General features: G+C 32.2%; 16 protein-coding genes. 5 read left to right on the top strand and 11 right to left on the bottom strand.

All coding sequences use genetic code 11. From position 1 onward, the window contains the following. Positions 1 to 31 precede the first annotated feature (31 nt). The 6 genes from T537_RS12060 to T537_RS0107635 are packed head-to-tail and all read right to left on the bottom strand — an operon-like array spanning position 32 to position 5,257. Positions 32 to 508: a 4Fe-4S binding protein gene (locus T537_RS12060; protein ID WP_034244474.1), complete on the bottom strand. Its 477-nt coding sequence runs from the start codon at positions 506 to 508 to the stop codon at positions 32 to 34. Positions 509 to 524: 16 nt separating this feature from the next. Further along, positions 525 to 1,607 carry a hydrogenase large subunit gene (locus T537_RS0107655; protein ID WP_031557046.1) on the bottom strand — a complete coding sequence of 361 codons (1,083 nt, stop codon included), beginning with the start codon at positions 1,605 to 1,607 and terminating at the stop codon, positions 525 to 527. Beyond that, positions 1,607 to 2,014 (bottom strand): NADH-quinone oxidoreductase subunit C, encoded by a 408-nt coding sequence (locus T537_RS0107650; RefSeq protein ID WP_034244470.1) that lies wholly within the window; start codon positions 2,012 to 2,014, stop codon positions 1,607 to 1,609. Before T537_RS0107650 ends, T537_RS0107655 begins: the two co-directional genes overlap by 1 nt. Continuing rightward, positions 2,014 to 2,457: an NADH-quinone oxidoreductase subunit B family protein gene (locus T537_RS0107645; protein ID WP_027437671.1), complete on the bottom strand. Its 444-nt coding sequence runs from the start codon at positions 2,455 to 2,457 to the stop codon at positions 2,014 to 2,016. Before T537_RS0107645 ends, T537_RS0107650 begins: the two co-directional genes overlap by 1 nt. Positions 2,458 to 2,468: 11 nt before the next feature. After that, positions 2,469 to 3,332 carry a respiratory chain complex I subunit 1 family protein gene (locus T537_RS0107640; RefSeq protein WP_027437672.1) on the bottom strand — a complete coding sequence of 288 codons (864 nt, stop codon included), beginning with the start codon at positions 3,330 to 3,332 and terminating at the stop codon, positions 2,469 to 2,471. Beyond that, the gene (locus tag T537_RS0107635; protein WP_031557038.1) at positions 3,329 to 5,257 is read right to left on the bottom strand and encodes an NADH-quinone oxidoreductase subunit 5 family protein; all 1,929 of its coding nucleotides are present in this window, start codon (positions 5,255 to 5,257) and stop codon (positions 3,329 to 3,331) included. Before T537_RS0107635 ends, T537_RS0107640 begins: the two co-directional genes overlap by 4 nt. A gap of 284 nt (positions 5,258 to 5,541) precedes the next feature. On the opposite strand from T537_RS0107635, the gene T537_RS0107630 reads away from it, so the two are divergent. Further along, a complete protein-coding gene (locus tag T537_RS0107630) occupies positions 5,542 to 5,886 on the top strand; it encodes a hydrogenase maturation nickel metallochaperone HypA/HybF (RefSeq protein ID WP_027437674.1) in 345 nt (114 codons plus the stop codon). Here the strand turns inward: T537_RS0107630 and T537_RS0107625 are convergent. Beyond that, on the bottom strand, positions 5,861 to 6,325 hold the full coding sequence (locus T537_RS0107625) for an acyl-CoA thioesterase (RefSeq protein WP_034244486.1): 465 nt from the start codon (positions 6,323 to 6,325) through the stop codon (positions 5,861 to 5,863). The two genes, T537_RS0107630 and T537_RS0107625, sit on opposite strands and share 26 nt — an antisense overlap. Positions 6,326 to 6,366: 41 nt before the next feature. Beyond that, complete coding sequence (locus tag T537_RS0107620) at positions 6,367 to 7,308, bottom strand: tyrosine-type recombinase/integrase (RefSeq protein ID WP_027437676.1); 942 nt, start codon at positions 7,306 to 7,308, stop codon at positions 6,367 to 6,369. Between the two features lie 354 nt (positions 7,309 to 7,662). Here T537_RS0107620 and T537_RS0107610 point away from each other — a divergent pair, with 354 nt between their 5' ends. Beyond that, the gene (locus tag T537_RS0107610; protein WP_031557035.1) at positions 7,663 to 9,054 is read left to right on the top strand and encodes a hypothetical protein; all 1,392 of its coding nucleotides are present in this window, start codon (positions 7,663 to 7,665) and stop codon (positions 9,052 to 9,054) included. A gap of 104 nt (positions 9,055 to 9,158) precedes the next feature. Here the strand turns inward: T537_RS0107610 and T537_RS0107605 are convergent, their stop codons facing one another. Then, on the bottom strand, positions 9,159 to 9,368 hold the full coding sequence (locus tag T537_RS0107605) for a hypothetical protein (protein ID WP_031557034.1): 210 nt from the start codon (positions 9,366 to 9,368) through the stop codon (positions 9,159 to 9,161). Between the two features lie 969 nt (positions 9,369 to 10,337). Between T537_RS0107605 and T537_RS0107585 the strand changes: the two genes are divergently transcribed. After that, entirely contained in the window at positions 10,338 to 11,519 is a 1,182-nt protein-coding gene (locus tag T537_RS0107585; protein WP_031557032.1) for a hypothetical protein, read from the top strand. A gap of 748 nt (positions 11,520 to 12,267) precedes the next feature. On the opposite strand, the gene T537_RS0107580 is transcribed toward T537_RS0107585, so the two are convergent. Further along, positions 12,268 to 13,461, bottom strand: a complete 1,194-nt coding sequence (locus tag T537_RS0107580) for a ParB N-terminal domain-containing protein (RefSeq protein ID WP_027437680.1) — start codon at positions 13,459 to 13,461, stop codon at positions 12,268 to 12,270. Next, entirely contained in the window at positions 13,461 to 14,288 is an 828-nt protein-coding gene (locus T537_RS0107575) for a ParA family protein (RefSeq protein ID WP_027437681.1), read from the bottom strand. The genes T537_RS0107580 and T537_RS0107575 overlap by 1 nt, the downstream gene beginning before the upstream one ends. Positions 14,289 to 15,411: 1,123 nt before the next feature. Between T537_RS0107575 and T537_RS0107570 the strand changes: the two genes are divergently transcribed. Further along, positions 15,412 to 16,137 carry an acyl-[acyl-carrier-protein] thioesterase gene (locus T537_RS0107570; protein WP_027437682.1) on the top strand — a complete coding sequence of 242 codons (726 nt, stop codon included), beginning with the start codon at positions 15,412 to 15,414 and terminating at the stop codon, positions 16,135 to 16,137. Positions 16,138 to 16,196: 59 nt separating this feature from the next. After that, positions 16,197 to 16,403, top strand: coding sequence for a hypothetical protein (locus tag T537_RS0107565; protein WP_027437683.1), 207 nt, complete (start codon positions 16,197 to 16,199; stop codon positions 16,401 to 16,403). The last annotated feature ends 592 nt before the right edge of the window (positions 16,404 to 16,995 follow it).

Here is a 16,995-nt window from a genome sequence, read left to right as displayed (position 1 = left end):
TTGCATTATTATAGCTAGTTAGCTTATTTCTTTAAGCCTTAGGTTCTGTTTCAGATGGTGAATTAGCATTAGCCTTAGCTTTTGCTGCAGCTTCAGCCTTTGCTTTAGCGGCTGCGGCAGCTTTCGCTGCTATTTCAGCTCTTTGCTTTGCTTCACGCTCTAAGACTTCTGGTGATTTTTGATAAACGGCCTCTGACTTAGTATTATTTGGTGTTTCATATCCAATTACCATAGATAGGCACTTCTTTGGACATTTTTCTACGCAAAAACCGCATGCTACACAGTCAAATCTGTTGATTGTCCATGTCCCCTTCATCTTATCTACGCTAAGGGCATTACTTGGACATGCTCTTGTGCACATTCCGCAGGAAATGCAGTTATCAATATCAATATCTACATGTCCTCTACTGCCCTCTGGATAAGTAGCAGGTTCAAATGGATAGGATGTAGTGACTGGTGGTAAGAATAGATTTTTAAGCGCTTGTGGCGCATATTGTAAAATTCCCATGTTTGGCACTCCTTTCCTATCTTTCTGTACAGCTAATGCATGGATCAATTGTAAGAACAAGTAATCCAACATCTGCAAGTTCTGTATTTTTTAGCATTTCGCATAAACCAAGTACATTGGCAAAAGTAGGAGTTCTAACTCTCATTCTGTCAAGGTATGGTGTTCCATTAGCTTTAACATAATAGAAAGCTTCACCTCTTGGCTGTTCTAGACGTGTAATAAATTCGCCATTAGGATTACCCTTAACTGGCACGCTAATTGTCTTATCAGCTGGTAATTTAGAAATTGCCTGTCTAATAATATCAATTGACTGATAAATTTCCTTTAATCTTACGTAACATCTTGCGTAAGAATCACAGTCATTACTTGTTATTGGCTCTAAATCAATCATGCCATAACCTGCATAATTAAGCTTTCTTAAATCTACATTTAATCCTGAAGCTCTAGCAAAAGGACCAACACAACCAAGTTCGTGAGCTTTTTCCTTAGTTAGGATACCAACGCCCTTTAGTCTTGATTGAACTGTATAGTCATTAAAGAATGTCTTCTCAATAACTAATAATTCTTTTTCAACTTCAGAAATTGTATTTAGAATTATTTTTTGCTTATCTTCATCAATGTCACGTAGAACGCCACCAACTTTATTTACAGAAAAAATAAGTCTTGCACCTGCTGTTAATTCGTGAAGATCTAGGACTTTTTCTCTAATTCTCCAGCACTGGTAGAATAGGTTTTCATAGCCAAAACCATCTGCTAGTAAGCCAAGCCATAATAGGTGTGAATGCATTCTATTAAGCTCTGCCCAAATTGTTCTAAGAAGTTTAGCTCTATCTGGAACTTCCACGTCCATAATATGTTCAAGAGTTTCGCAGTATCCCATTCCATGCTGGAAACTACAGATACCACATGTTCTCTCAACAATATATGTCATTGTATTAAAATCTTTTTTCTTTACAAGACCCTCTAGTCCTCTATGAATAAAGCCTATTGAAGGGATAGCCTCAATTACTCTTTCATCTTCAACTACTAAATCAAGATGAATTGGTTCAGGTAGGACTGGATGTTGAGGTCCGAAAGGAATAACACTTCTTTTACCCATTACTCTTTTCCTCCCTCTTGTGGTGCAACACCTAGAGGTGCTTCCACATTAATTCTATATAATTTGTTATTTAAGTCATTAGTGATTAATTTAATCTTAACTCCGAAGATTTCTTTCATTTCATTTTCATAGAAAATTGCTGCAGGTATAAATTCTGTTATACTATGAATTTCCTCTTCTGGATCTATAACAACTCTTAAAGAAATAATCTCTAATGTGTCATAGTTTGAAAATGTATATGTAAGATGGAACTTATCTTCGTAATAAGCTGCACAGGCCTGAGAAAATCTTAGACCTGCTCTTTTTAATTCAAGACATCTCTCAAGAAGGTCACTAGCTGGAATTTCTTCTAATTTAGATAACTGACGCATTTTGTCGTTGGTTTTTAATTCTTTAACTTCATCCATTACTGGTTTCCTCCTTTACTCTCTAGTTTGGCGGCTCTTTCATTATAAATTTCAACGCCTTTTATAATTCCGTCTATAATTGCCTGTGGTCTTGCAGCACATCCAGGTACATAAACATCTACAGGAATTGTAGTATCAACTCCACCAAGAATGTTATAGCATTCCTTAAAAACGCCACCTGTACAGGCACAGACACCTATTGCAACTACAACCTTAGGATCTGCCATTTGGTCGTATAGCTGCTTTACAGTAGCCTGGTTTTGTGAATTAATTCCACCAGTTATAACCAAAATATCAGCCTGCATAGGGTCACCTGTATTCATAACTCCAAGTCTTTCGGCATCATAAACAGGTGTAAGACATGCTAATACTTCAATATCACAACCATTACAGCTTGATCCGTCGTAATGTAGAAGCCAAGGTGATTTACTAACTTTACCCATATTAACCTCCACTATTTTACAATCATTAGAATGATTAAGTTAACACCAGCAAAAAGGATAGTTACAATCCATGTAGTTTTTAGCATTGTCTGCCACTTAACTCTTGCTGATGTATTATCAATTAATATCTCAAGGAAATACACCAATAAAATTACTATTACCGCGCCAATTATGCTGATTAAATTTTTATTAGCAATAAAAAGACCTACTACAGCCATAAGGAATACATTTTCATACCATTCTGTAATTGTAAAAATAGCAAGATTTCTTGTTCCTATATCTGTTGTAATTCCCTTTACAATTTCCTGATTTGGATGATGAGAAGTTGCAAGGTCAAATGGCGACTTTCTCATCTTAATTGTAAGAATAAATACAAATGCAACAAAGAATCCAGGTAGATAAATTATTGCACTTTTATTGCTCATTGCAATTTCGCTAACATTAAAGCTTCCTGTTGCAAGGTAGAAACCTACGCATGAGAAAAGTACTGCTGGTTCGTAAACCATCATTGCAAGTAATTCTCTTTGGGCACCAATTGATGCATAAGGAGAACTTGTTACAACACCTGCAAAATAAAGGAATGTTGCTGCTGTACTCATTACGAAAAAGCACATAAGTAAGTCAGTTCCTGCAAAGAAAAAAGCACCTGTTAATATCATAAGTACCATATATGAGATTAGTAGGAAATTCTGAGAATTTGCTACTGCAGTTGGCTTTTTTCTAAGAAGCTTTGAAACATCGTAGAATGGCTGAAGAAGTGGAGGTCCAACTCTTCGTTGCATTCTTGCTGAAATTTTTCTATCTAATCCATCTAGTAAACCACCAATCAATGGTGCTAGAAGGATGTAGCATATAGTAAGTATTACTTTTATCATAACAGTGCACCTCCTATAATCATGCACATCATCACAATAATTACTGCTAATGTAAGAATCTGTGATGGGAACATAAGCTTTCTAGATCCAATAATCTTATGGAAATAGAAGTTAGATAACCATAGAGTTTTATCTTCTCCAAAGGAATCTGTAAAGGCTCTGTTATCTCCTGTATTAACACCATTCATGTATGAAAGCTTTAATTCCTGAGTCTGATGCTTTCCGCTTTGGTAAGCAAGGAATGGTACTGCAAATACTACTAAAATAATTATAATTAATGTAAATAAAATCTTATCTGATAAAACATTTTGTGATGATCCAAACATCTGATTAACTAAAGGATTTACAAAAACTTCAGATAATAGTGGGAACAATGCACATAATGCAATCATTAAGACTGCGTGAATTGTTAATGAAATCATCTCATTTTTCTTTGTTTTATCTTTGATTTGTCTTCCGTTTAAGTGGCTGTGGCTAATGATTTTTCCCATCCACTTTGTCCAGTAAAAGCTTGTTGTTGCTGAACCAAATATAATAAAGAATACTAGTATTATATTTCTCTCGTCTACTGATGCCTTAAGTGCTGCCCATTTTGAAATTAACATACCAAATGGTGCAAGGAACATTCCGGCAATACCAATAAACATAAAAATTGCTAACTTAGGTAGCATGTAAAGTAGGCCATGCATATCTTCTACATCTCTTGAACCTAGAGCATTTTCTGTAGCACCTACGTCCTGGAATAATAGGGATTTTGAAATTGCATGGAACATCATAAGGAATATTGCTGCCCAAACTGTTTCAGGTGTACCTACACCTGCACATGCAACCATTAGTCCTAGGTTAGAAATTGTTGAGAAGGCAAGTACTTTCTTTCCATCTGACTGTGCGATTGCCATAAATGATGTAAGTAAGAAAGTAAAACCGCCAACAAGGGCTATCATTGTTCCTGTCTGTGTTTCTGACATAGCTGGAGCTAATCTAAGTAAAATATAGATTCCTGCTTTTACCATTGTAGCTGAGTGGAGAAGAGCTGAGCTTGGTGTTGGTGCAACCATGGCGCCAATAAGCCAAGTAGAAAATGGTAACTGAGCAGCTTTTGTAAGTGCTGCAATTGCAATTAGTGAAACTGCAAGGCTAGCAGGCTTACTTCCAAGGATTGCTGTGCTAACTAACATATGTAAATCAACACATCCTAGCTTTGTTCCAAAGTAAACAATAGCTATTGCTAGGGCACATCCACCAAGTAAGTTCATCCAAAGTGCTCTAAAAGAATTTTTAATTGCCTCTGGCTCTCTTGTGTAGCCAATTAATAGGAATGAGCAAATACTTGTCATTTCCCAGAAGAAATCAATCCAAAGGAGATTTTCTGATAAAACGAAACCAAACATTGCTCCAAGGAATATAAATAATAATGAGAAGAAGTAATATCTTCTATCTTCTACGTTACTATGATGTGGTGAATGATGATATCCATGCATATAACCTACTGCATAAATTACAATCAAACCACCGATTAAACCAACAATTATGCACATAAGAATTGATAGGTGATCAATATAAATGTGTCCTGCAAATTGTTGTCTTTCAGGTCCAAAAAGTTCATAGTATGCTATCAACAAAGTTGGACAAATTGATAATAAGCTCACCCATGCTCTTTTATACTTAAATGATAGGTAAGTTACTATAATCATTAGTAAAAATTCTGCCAATAATATAACCTTATCCACCACTTCTGTTTCATAATATAAGGTTATTGGTTCCATCCCTTTCTTGCACCAAAGAACCACTAATACAAGTACAGATGCCATAATTACAACTGAACTTATGTATGCAATTAAATTGCGGACTTTGTTAACTCTAGTGCAATACATAATTAGGGATATAACTAATGGGAAAATAATTAAAAAAGGTATTACTGCCATAAGCACCCCCGTAAATAGTATTTGGCACATAAAATTACACTAAAGCTTTGGTAAATGTGCATGTTGTCTTGTTTTTTAATAATGAACTTTCATGTAATTTTATAGACCAATGCATTCTACATTATAATCTTTTGATATACTATTTTCAAATTCTTTTTGGATTAAATAGTGCATTTTTATTGTATTTTTAAAAAGGTTTGCTAAAATCTTTTTTGGATTTATTTTTGAATTTATTATTGAATTAAATTTTGATTTTTTTTGGATTTATTTGGAGGTTATTAATAATGCATGAAATGAGTTACTGTATAAAAATTGTGGATGAAGCCATTAGAGCGGCTAAAGATAACAATTTAAGCACTGTATCTGAGATTGTAGTATCCGTTGGAAAAATGACAGGTTGTGTGGATGAGCTTTTATTAAATGCCTTTGAGGCAGCAAAAAAGAACACAATCCTTTCTAATGCCACTTTGACATTAGTAAGCCAGGAAGTTGTAGCAACTTGCCTTGACTGTAATAAGGATTATGTTCCAACTAGAGAATTTAATTACGCTTGTCCTATTTGCAAGGGATTTAATTCTAAAATAATTAAAGGTAGAAACTGCACTATTCTAAAATTGATGGGTGATTAAGTTTATCTAGTATTTCATGAATTTCAGGATAGTTTCTTTTTAAAGAGATTGGATGTCCACTTTTATCAAGGAAACAATGCTCGCTTTTTCCTTCACATCTAACCTCTCCTGTCTTAGCATCTGTTACAATATATTTTAGGCTAAGCTTAATGCCGTTGTATTTTGTAACTTCTAAATTAATATTAACCTCATCGTAATAATGAGTCATAGTCTTATATATAGCGCTAACAGATAGCACAGGGCTTATGATGCCTTTTTCTTCCATTGTCTCATATCCCATGCCAATCTGTGTTAATACGTATGATCTCGCTTCTTCAAACCATCTAATGTAATTACTGTGATGTACAATGCCCATCTGGTCTGTTTCATAGTATTGAACTCTGTGTGTGTATGTGTAATTTGCTTTTTGATTGCGCATGTTAGCTTCTTGATTGTTCATGTTAGCTTCTTGATTGCTCATGTTAGTATCCTTTCTTTAATCTATAAACTTGATTTAATTGATAATACACTTAAATGGTTTGTATTGTCCACCTCGTATTTTTTGACAACTTTCTCATATCTGTTCATCCACTTTGTTGTAATGCCTGTAAATTTGGCAACAGCTTCCTTTGTAGCCCCTCCGCTAAGCATTGCTGTTAAGGCAACATGACGTAGACTTTGCATTGTAAATGGCTTTATTTCTTCCCCTTGCTCATTTAACATGTCAATGTATTTTAAGAGAAGACGTTCTGTATCACGCATCTTTATTGGATTTTTTCGATTATTTAGGAATAGATAGCCGGAACTTACTTGATAGATATTAATGTATTTATCAAGAATTTCAGATATATCTTTATCTAAGCTAAGAATTCTTGTTGTGCCTTTAGTGGCTTTTAACTCTATGGCAAGGTTTTCTTCATCCACAATAGCAATATTTTCAAATTTAAGATTACATATTTCACTATTTGTAAGTCCTAATTTAAGGCTTAGTGAAAAAATTGTAAACGCCTTGTAATCATCACACTCTAACGCTTTTTTAAGAACCTTATCAATTACTGTAAGGCTTGGCAAATCTCTTGATTTAAAAATCTTATCCTGCTCTGGAATTGAGAATTCTTTGAAATAATTAGTGTATTGTTCTCCGTGAGAAATTCTGTAATTCTCTATAAAGTCACACATTGAACGCATTACGGAATAACGCATAACAGCAGTGGAGTAGGATAGTTTTTCTTTCTGTATCTTATTTATAAGATCCTCATAGAATTTCTTAGCATCATCTAAGCTAAGCTCGTAAGGGTCGTGTCCTACGCATTTTGTAAAGTATTTTACAACATTCCAATATTCTTTCCTTGTTCTTGTAGCTAGGTTAGTTTCAAAATAAACCCAGATTTTATCAGTAAAAATAGAACTAATTGTTGTCTTCTTTGTATTATTCTTTTTCATCTTAAACCCTCCTGTACACTTATTTTGACATACATTGACGACATATGTCAAACACTTTTAAAAAAACCAACCCACCACTTCATCAAAAAATAAACTTCAAACAAACATAATTAAAAAGGAGGGGTAGATTGGGATGCTTGTTTATAATTATTTTTTTAAGAAAATTTTCGGAACTAATTTCGGAATTAATAAAAAAATTAATTTAATTTATCCACATTAAGCCCAGTATTTATGCACATTTGCACTGTTTTGATGTGAATAATTTTGTTGATTTTATCAGTGATTTTTCATATAATTATAACTGCGTTTTTATTTGTAAAATATAACAATCGCAATAAAAAGACGGGGGTACCTATGGAACAATATTCAAGACGATTCATCGAAGAATTAGGTGGCCATATTGATCCGCTGATCATTGATTATTTCAACAAGAAAAAATCAGTCTATAAAGGATTTACTGCTGATAATGTTGCTGAGCTAATTGATGAAGCTTTGATGGAACATTTAGAAGGCAAGACTAGCCGAGATGATTTAATTCCAATTATAAATAAAATAAAAAAGTCAAGATTACAGAAAAGAGCTCGTTGGTATAAAAATTACATGAATGACATTGAGACAATGAACATTGATGATCCTAAGCATCCACTTGCTAATGACATTCAGATGGCTAAGACAATTGCCATTGAAAAATACTCAGATATTTTTGGTGATAAGGATATCCCAGAAATCATCGAAGAGAAGAAAGAAGAAGCCACAGCTTGGAAAAGTGATTCCAACAGCTTACTTATAAAATTTCCAGGTATATCATCATTTACAGATAAGTCAATTTATAACTCACTTAAGAATGATCTTATAATAAGTGCTTGGAAATATATTGATCAAGAGCTTGCTGGAAACATTGATTCTTATTTAAGACAGTTCCCTGCAGAACTTGTTGACAAGCCACTTTTTAGTCCGTCATCATTTACACTTATGATGAACGAAGCATCTGAGAATATTTTGCAAGAAATTATAACAGATGAAAATGGCAAAGAACTTCTTGAAGTTCATGTTAACTCCGGCAAACTAAATCCACCAAAGGCTATGGATACTAACGACCTTAAACTTGTTAATGCATTCATATCTAACATCAACATGCAGGAGTTCTCAAGAGAAAAATCTGTAATCGTGGATTTGAATACTCTTGGTAAGGAAGTTGTAAATTATCACGTTGGAAAGAATGTACTTACAAAAATTTCAAACTCATGCAGAAAGCTTGTAGAATACAACTTTTTCTATGAATCAGATGGCAGCAAGATTTTCTTCAACCTTTTCGATAATATTGTCATAAAGGAAGATGCTGAAAGACCATATGCTATTGCTCAGTTCGGCGAAGTTTTAAGTAATGCCATAATTAAGAAAAAGCTTATCTCTATTACTTCTGCTTCATACGATGTCCTACAAAATAATCTTTCAAAGATTATTTGCTACGCAATGAAACAAGAACAGATTGCAAACCAGGAAAATAAAGTCGGCGAATACAGCTACACTTACTTCCAGAAAATCGTTCGTTTCAAATTAAAGAATAAGAAGAAGAATCTTCAGCTCATCCAGGATAGCTTACAAGAATTCGTAGATAACAAAATCGCCATCGAAAGTTTCGAACTAAAAAATGGCGTATTTATCTTAAAATTCCTACCACTATCCGACGCCGAACTCGAAGATCTCCAATTCGACAAAAAAGACAAATTAACAACTTCAGTTTAAAAAGATCCCCGCCTACTGGCGGGGTTTTTTGTTGTGGTGATTTGCTGTTATTGTGGTGATTTGCTGTTATTGTGGTGGTTTACTGTTATTGTGTTGGTTTGCTGTTATTGTGGTGATTTACTGTTGAGTTCATTGAGTACTGGGCTGCGAGGAATGATGTATGCTTGTATTAGGGGAAAGCCTCGGGATTTTCTGCTTGTAAATTCAAGGTATTTTCCTGGAATTGCCCATAGAAGAATTTTTTTATTCATAAAGGCAACGATTTCTAAAATTTGTCTCCCTGTTATAATCTTTTTCTTTTCTTTTTTTAGCATATGGGTAATTCTTCTTTTTTGAAAGCCAATAATCTTCTATTTTTGTTGCCTTTTTCATTTGTTTTTTCTTGTTTTAGATTAGTTCTAAATTTATTTAACTTTTTCATTTTTGATTTTGTTGACCCTAGCTACCAAAAATTTTAAATACAGATGCCACCTATCTACATAATTTATAAATTCTCAAAATTACTTCAAATTTTATTTCTACTACTCCCCCACTTATGTCTACATTTTTTAATTCTAAACAAAAGTAGCTATTTAAAAATAATTTTTAAAAATTGTAAATTACTTTTTCAGAAATCCCCAAAATAAAGGCTTCAACAGCATTTTGTCGTCTTTATCTAAAATTTTACTCGAATATTCTTTCTGAAACAGGCATAAAATCTGACTTTTTTGAAAATTAATAGTCATTTTATTTTGTTTAAATTTACTTAATTTATTTTTTACTCTAAAAATGTAGACAAATTTAGAGTAATTTTTAAAATTGTAAAAATCAAATGTAGACATTTTTGGAGTAAATATTTTTTATGTAGATAAAATCAGCGTATTTTGGTGAATTTTACGCATAAATCCACAATATTTTTTTTACTTTTGACAATTTTTTCATAAAAATTACTAGAAAATTTTGTCGTCTTTTTTTGATGTCCATTTTTTTCATGTCTACATTTTTTAGATAAATAGGGGGTTTTAAAAAAATTTGCATAAAAATCTCGACATAAAAAAGCTAAATGTAGATAATTTTAGAGTAAATTTGGCGATTTTTGCACAATTTTCTCTACAAAAAAAATTTTCAGAAAAAACGTAGACAATTTTGGAGTAAATTATGCACAATGTAGATAATTCTAGAGTAAATTTTTCTCAAAAAATCCCCAAAATTCTGATTTGTAGACAATTACAAAGTATTTTCGTTAATTTGATAAAAACACAAGATATTGATAAACTCACAAATGAAAAAGGGGGTGAAAGATCTTGGATAAGTTTGCTAATATTGGAAAAATCGTTTTAATTCCAGCTCTTGGTATTCAGAAAAACTATAGCGAAGTTGTAACTAAAGAGGTTCAGGCAATTGACTATACTAATACTAGATGTAGTGGTTGTATTAACAAAGCAATAGTTTCAGCTTTTCCAGCCAACAGTTCAAAGTACAAAGAAAGCTGCAATAACTGTAACAACTGTCCATATAAATCTTTCACAACAAAGATCGTGAACGAAACAATTTACCATAACGAAAAAAATCGCTATGGTTATAAACCTATGCTTAAAGCAAATGGCATCAAATTACTACTACTACTCCACTTCTATCATCCAGATAGACATGGAATTATTAATAATATTGATGTTGCTAATCTTGCAAAGATCCTAAATTGTAATCCAAAAACCATTTGGAATAATTTAGAACTTCTTAGCACGTATTCTTACATAGATTATGTAAAAACTGCAAGTAACACAGCAACTGTAATCATTAACAATTATGAAAACTACTATCTTCCTGCTAACAAGGGAGGTCGTGGTTTTATTGTGTTGTCAAAGGAATTGCTCGATAATTTAATTTCTATAAATTCCTTAGTTGCGCTAAGAATCTATCTTCGCGAACTTATAAATCTTGATAATGTTAAATACAACGGAATTGTAAGTATTGACTCTGTTAAAATTTCAGAGATTAAGAAAAACTTACCAGACTATTGCAAGCCTTGTATTATCAAAGATTCTCTAAAAAACCCAACTGATATTTTCAAGGTTAATATCGAAGACAAAATAATTAAGTTTACAATGAATGAAAAATTCTTAGCTAAAAAACAAAAGGAAAAACTTACTGATGAATATGTAAATATGTTTACTGATTTCATCATGGATTTTAATAAAAATATTCCAATTGTTAATACATCAGGAGAATACGATCCGAAATACGATGAATTCTTTAAAAATGAAACTAATAACTCTGGATTTAAATTACTCAAATTTAGTCCTAAGGAAATTCTAAATATTGCAAGAATTGCCGTTCATTATTCATTTGATTATGTAATAGAATCTATCCAGACTATTTACAAAACCTACTATCTTAACAATCGTCAGAACGATATAAAAGATGTGGGAGCTCTGATAAATTCTTTATTAAGAGGTAAATTTAATACATCTATCCAGGCTGCCTAATAAATAAGCAGTCTTCTTTTCGTACAATCAAATTCATTTTTTTACCAGAAATAACAGTCTATAATAATTAACTTCTCCTATTTTGTTAAATCTTCTTTTAATTATTTAAAAAATACGCGAAAATTACTACTATTCTATCTTCATTGGCAATTATATTTTGATTTTTGATTTTATCCTTTGGAAAGTTTTCGACAATTTTTAAAAAATTTTCGTCTTTTTTTAGAAACTTTTATACTTAAATTTTTAAGTTTTATTCATCATCTTAAAAAAATTCTTCTTAAAAAAAATGATTTCGACGTGTTAAAAAATTAATAAACCACACAATAATATTTTCAACATTCCACAAGAAACAAAATTACCCAGGAAAAATCTTCAAATATAGATAAATACTGGGATTAACAGATTTTCATTTAGCAATTAATGTTTATAATTAATGATTATGTTATATAGGAAAGTATATAAAATAGATGAAAAAATTAAAGAATATATCGTTATATCGATGCATTTATAAGAAGACATATAATAATAATAAATAATAATAACTCTACTTCTACATCTTCTGTTCATACTTATAATAATTATCCACATCAGTTAACAAAATATTTTATTATTATGTAATCTGATGTGGATAACTTTATTTTTATAAAAGACTCTATAAATTTTACAGCTTTAATTTGACCGTATTCGCGTTTTTATTAATTTTAGGATAACTTATATAGCTAATTAAGAAAAGGCTTATATGGGCAAATTAGAGGTTATTTAGAAGATCGTCCATTCTGCTCTTTAATAATTCAATTCTTAAACGTAAATCAGCATCATTTTTTATTACTGCTTTATTATTTTTAAGTACATCAAAATTATTTTCAAGTAAATTTAGAGCTTGTTCTGTTTTAGCAATTGACGAAATTCTCTTAAGTTCTGTATCACTTATTACAGTTTTACGCTGCTCTTTTTCTTTTTGTTGCTGCTTTAGCTTTTCAAGGTTTGTTTCAAGTCTTGCGCGCTCTTTTTCAGCTTTATCCTTTGCTTGTGTAACGAATTTTAATTCATCTTCAAGATCTTCCTTGCTTTTTTCAGGCTGAGGTGTTTGGTGAATCTCATCAAGTTTGCTTTCAAGTAAGGCAAGTTTTTGATTTTTTTCCTCTAATTCCTTGGTTGCTGCTTCTAGTTTTTCTTGATATTCCTTAGCTGCAGCTTCCTTTTCTTCAGATAATTTCTTGATGGATTTGTATTCTTCATTATCGATTTTACCGTTATTTTTGATAAGGTTTAAAATTGATAACTGAGCGTCTTCATCAAGCTTACCGAATTTATCAGCCTGGTTAAGATCGATTCCATTGGAATTAAGAAGTTCACTTAATTCTGGAATAAGTTTCTCAGCTGTTGTGTATTTTCTAGCCTGACGTTCACTAATGTTTAGCTGTTTTGCAATTTCAGCGTTGATATTAGTAATTTCGCCTTTTAGTTTTTTTGCTTCATAAAGTTCTTTAAGTCTGCTAACTTCCCATCTCTTTACTTCCATTGATGCTTCTCTGACATCGTGGTTAGCAGAAATAAGCATAATTTCTTCGTCTATCTCACTTGTTGTCTGTTTTTCAACCTTACATGGAATACCTGTTGGGAAAAGTGTGTTGTATTCCTTATCTGACATTGAAGAAATTGCGTGGAATCTACGTTCACCAGAAACAAGTCTATATGTATCAGTATCTAGATCGTAGAGAACTGAAAGGTTGTGACGTAAGCCGTTAACTAAGATACTTTCTTTAAGGGCCTCAATTCCATCTTGGCTATATTTAACATTCTTTGGATTTGCTTTTATTTGTTCTTTTGGGATGAACTTAAAATTGTATTGATTTCTAGCCTGTAAATCTTTCATTTTTTCTCCGCCATTGCCCAAAACACCAGATTTTGTTGCGCCTGCGCTAAATGATTTTTTAGCCATTATTTTTCTCCTTTCAAGTATTTTGCTAATTCTCTATAGTGCTTGTTATCCATTAAACCTAAGTAATTAACAAGTTCAATGTAATCCTGTGATGCACTACATCTCTTATCGTATGTTAAAAGTGGTTCAAATGTAGTATTTGACTCATTTACTGCGATACAATTTCTAATGTATGGTGGTAAGAATTTATCTCCAAACATGTTCTCGTATGATTCAAACATCTGCTTAAAGAGAGTTGTTCTTCCTGCTACTCTTGTCATGAAAATACCTGCAAATTCAATATTTAAGTTGTATTTATCATTAAGAGCGTCTACTGAATCAATTAATGACATTAAACCATCATATGAGAAATTATCAACACAAATAGGTGTGATTATTTTATCACTGGCACACATTGCACATGTTGTTAAATATGATTTAAATGGTGAGTTGTCAATAATGATATAATCATAGATTTCTTTAAGAAGCGATAAATTGTGACGTAGATGAAGTTCAACGTTTTTCTCTTTCATCTGGTCATATATAACATAAATTAGATTGTTAAGTTCTCTTGAAGCTGCTAATAAAGATATATTCTCGTATTCAGTTTCAACTATAAAATCTTCTAGTTCTTCTGCTGAATCAAACTTATTACAGAACAGCTGTTCATAATTCTCATTATCAATTCCTTCAGCTAAACCAAACATCTTGGTTGTGTTCATCTGAGGATCCAAGTCTATTAGTAATGTTTTATAGCCTGATATAGCGAGTATCTGAGCTATAGTTATAGATGAAGTTGACTTTCCAACGCCACCTTTTTCATTAATTAAGCTTATAACTTGAGACATTTTTAACCTCCCTATTTAATTTGTAATTTCATTATACATCTTTTCTAATAATTATCCTAGCTATTATCTTAAAAAAAACATAAAATTTTAGACTTTTTTTGAAAAATGAGCCTTATTTTTTAAAAAAATATCTTTCTGGCTGCAATTTTGTGATTTTGAGCTGCAATTTAGTGATTTTGAGTTGCAATTTTGTGATTTTGAACTGAGTTCAATTATATTTTTTCTGGGCTTAATTATATTTGGATTCCAGTTATCACTTTTGTTTTTCTTAATAGTTTATTGATAATCTGTGTAATTGTCTCGAAATATCAGCTTTTAATTTACAATTTTGAACTCAGTTCATATTATATAGTATTAACCTATTTACTCTGTGCAACTTTTACGGTATGGATTTATTGAACTCAGTTCAACATTAAAGTATATGATAATAATGAACTCAGTTCCAATATTAAATCATATAATCATGTTGAACTCAGTTCCATCATTGAATTAGATGATCAGTTGAACTCAGTTCCAGCATTAAATCATATGGTTATGTTGAACCTAGTTCCATTATTGAAGTAAATAATCATGTTGAACTCAGTTCAAGTTTTGATAATCTTGTAATATTAGATATTTATTAACCCTTTTTATACAAATGAACTGAGTTCAAATAAATTTTGTTTCCAGATCCTATAAGACTCCTGCTTAAGTATATATAATACTTTAGGATTGAACTGAGTTCATAAGGGGAGTAGCAAAGAGAATTCTGAATATTCGCCCTATTGGATTTGTGAACTGAGTTCAACACCATATTATATAATTGTAATTATATGTGGAAACTTAAAAGTGATGAATTATAATAGATTGAACTCAGTTCATTGTTTGTATTACATAAATTAGAATTCATATATAAACATTTGTTTGTTATTGTTTCACGTGGAACTAAATTCCAATTTTTATACAATTTAGTGTTTACATATTAGTGTAATACATATTTGTAGAGGTAAAGATTTTTTGTAATTCTTTTATTTTTAGGTGTTAGTTTGTGATACAATAGGAAATGCTGATGAATACAGCATTAGAAGAAATAGGGAATGCTGATGAAGTTAGTTTTAGAAGTATTTTGCAGGAAGGTAAATAAATGAAATTTGAAAGTAATTATAGAATAGGCGTTGAAGATATCGGAGTTGGGAATTTAGCAACTACTAAAACTATTATGACAATTATGGAGGATATTGGCTCGCTTCACTCTGCTTCTGTGGGCTATGGAGTTAAGGAAATACCTGTAAATAAAGCAGCTTGGGCTGTTTTAGACTGGAAAATCCAGGTAATTCGCCGTCCTGATTATGATGAGGAAATAAATGCTGTGACTTGGTCAAGAAAAGCAGATAAGCTTTTTGCTTATAGAGATTTCAGATTGTACGACAAAAATGGTGAGATTGTGGCAATTGGCACATCTCGTTGGATTTATATGGACTTAGAAAAACGTCGTCCTATGAGAATTATGCCTGAATTTGTAGAAAAGTATCAGTCTGAGAATGAATCTGTTTTTGACGAGGAGATTAATAAGATTTCATTGGAAGAGGTGGATTTAGGAAGTCCGTTGTCCACTTTTGAATATCGATTAAAACGTCGAGACATGGATTATAACGGCCATATGCACAATATTAGCTATATTGATATTGCTAATGAAATTTTGCCAGAAAAAGACTATTATAGCCGACATTTTGATTATGTTAGAGTTGAATACAAAAAAGAAATCTTGAAGGATACAGATGTACACGTGAAACTTTATCAGAAAGAAACAGGATTTGTGGTTATTTTTGAGACAGAAGATAAAGTAAATGCTGTAATTGAATATAAATAATTTAAGTGTTATACTAATTATTAAGAAAAGAGCGTGAATACGTGCTTAAGGAGGGTTTTATGACACTAATTAACAAAGAGAAATTTTTAAATGGAGTTGGTAAGGCCGTAGATGTTACAAACAACGCAGCTGATAAAGCAGAGAACTACATTAAAGAGCATGAAATTGATGTTAAAACTAAGAAGGTAGCTTCGGAAGTTGGAGCTGGTGCTAAGAAAATCGGGAAAAAGGTTGGAAATAAAATAGCAGATTGGATCGATAACTAGTTTTAACAGGAACAACACAATTTAAGACATTCTGATATAAAGAGATTATAAGCCTCAGGAACACTATGTTTCTGAGGCTTTCTACAGTGCGCCTTGCGGCGCACGTTTTCTAATGGGTGAAAGTCCCTAATCCGCCCTAGTAGTGGGAAGGATACAGCCAAGGACAAAGGTGTCCATCGTGAGGTGGAATCTGAAGGAAGTCGGATGGCAAATCTCTGGTCTGACGAACAGAAATCACATTAGGCCATAATTAAGGATAAGGTTGCTGTACAAACTAAAGTCCAATAACTACTCGGAATTAACTATGGTAAATGTGGCAGATAGATGGAGAGAAAGAAACGTGTGGTACCAAGGGAGGTCTTGTCAGCAAGTGGAAACAGAGTATGAAACTTGTAGTAACAACGAATGGCAAGAAGTCAGCAGAGGTCATAGTACCATTGTGGTTGCAAACACGGTGGGAAGGACTGAACTTTAGGAGATGTGAGTAAATGAACGTAACCAATGATGGATTTAAGGACAGACAACTTCATATTGAGGACTATCTGCAAATGGTATCTGCGGAACAGAAAGAGTATGCAGAAGTGTCCGCCCA

It is taken from the genome of Lachnospira multipara LB2003 (genome assembly GCF_000702205.1).
Lineage (GTDB): Bacteria > Bacillota > Clostridia > Lachnospirales > Lachnospiraceae > Lachnospira > Lachnospira multipara_A.
Note: the sequence above shows the minus strand (reverse complement) of the source record. Positions and strands in the feature narration are given on the sequence as shown.

Excerpts from the sequence above, each read along its gene's own strand:
- T537_RS12060 (WP_034244474.1), bottom strand. The coding sequence starts at position 508 with ATGGGAATTTTACAATATGCGCCACAAGCGCTTAAAAATCTATTCTTA.
- T537_RS0107655 (WP_031557046.1), bottom strand. The coding sequence starts at position 1,607 with ATGGGTAAAAGAAGTGTTATTCCTTTCGGACCTCAACATCCAGTCCTA.
- T537_RS0107650 (WP_034244470.1), bottom strand. The coding sequence starts at position 2,014 with ATGGATGAAGTTAAAGAATTAAAAACCAACGACAAAATGCGTCAGTTA.
- T537_RS0107645 (WP_027437671.1), bottom strand. The coding sequence starts at position 2,457 with ATGGGTAAAGTTAGTAAATCACCTTGGCTTCTACATTACGACGGATCA.
- T537_RS0107640 (WP_027437672.1), bottom strand. The coding sequence starts at position 3,332 with ATGATAAAAGTAATACTTACTATATGCTACATCCTTCTAGCACCATTG.
- T537_RS0107635 (WP_031557038.1), bottom strand. The coding sequence starts at position 5,257 with ATGGCAGTAATACCTTTTTTAATTATTTTCCCATTAGTTATATCCCTA.
- T537_RS0107630 (WP_027437674.1), top strand. The coding sequence starts at position 5,542 with ATGCATGAAATGAGTTACTGTATAAAAATTGTGGATGAAGCCATTAGA.
- T537_RS0107625 (WP_034244486.1), bottom strand. The coding sequence starts at position 6,325 with ATGAACAATCAAGAAGCTAACATGCGCAATCAAAAAGCAAATTACACA.
- T537_RS0107620 (WP_027437676.1), bottom strand. The coding sequence starts at position 7,308 with ATGAAAAAGAATAATACAAAGAAGACAACAATTAGTTCTATTTTTACT.
- T537_RS0107610 (WP_031557035.1), top strand. The coding sequence starts at position 7,663 with ATGGAACAATATTCAAGACGATTCATCGAAGAATTAGGTGGCCATATT.
- T537_RS0107605 (WP_031557034.1), bottom strand. The coding sequence starts at position 9,368 with ATGCTAAAAAAAGAAAAGAAAAAGATTATAACAGGGAGACAAATTTTA.
- T537_RS0107580 (WP_027437680.1), bottom strand. The coding sequence starts at position 13,461 with ATGGCTAAAAAATCATTTAGCGCAGGCGCAACAAAATCTGGTGTTTTG.
- T537_RS0107575 (WP_027437681.1), bottom strand. The coding sequence starts at position 14,288 with ATGTCTCAAGTTATAAGCTTAATTAATGAAAAAGGTGGCGTTGGAAAG.
- T537_RS0107570 (WP_027437682.1), top strand. The coding sequence starts at position 15,412 with ATGAAATTTGAAAGTAATTATAGAATAGGCGTTGAAGATATCGGAGTT.
- T537_RS0107565 (WP_027437683.1), top strand. The coding sequence starts at position 16,197 with ATGACACTAATTAACAAAGAGAAATTTTTAAATGGAGTTGGTAAGGCC.